Genomic DNA, 272 nt, shown 5'->3' with positions numbered 1-272 from the left:
CAACTGTAAAGGAATCTCTTTCCGCCAAAATACCTGACCCTATTTCTTCGGACACCATAACAGCTCCCTTAAGTTCATCAGCCAAAAACAAGGTGAACAGTAGCTATGTTGTTGGCAGTTCTGCTGAGGCAGAAAAACTTGAAAAGCATATCCAACTAGTCGCACCAACAGACTTGAGCGTACTGGTACTAGGGGAAACGGGAACAGGAAAGGAATTTATTTCAAGAAGAATTCATGATTTCTCTACCAGAAAAGATGGGGCTTTCATTGCA

Annotated in this window: 1 protein-coding gene; it reads left to right on the top strand. The window is 42.3% G+C overall.

Annotation, left to right across the window (positions count from 1 at the left end):
• Positions 1-92: 92 nt before the first annotated feature.
• On the top strand, positions 93-272 hold a 180-nt coding region (locus tag I5349_RS13755; RefSeq protein ID WP_226391354.1), incomplete at its 3' end, for a sigma 54-interacting transcriptional regulator.

The organism is Penaeicola halotolerans (assembly GCF_016464625.1).
GTDB lineage: Bacteria > Bacteroidota > Bacteroidia > Cytophagales > Cyclobacteriaceae > Penaeicola > Penaeicola halotolerans.
This window is presented reverse-complemented; position numbering and strand designations above follow the sequence as displayed.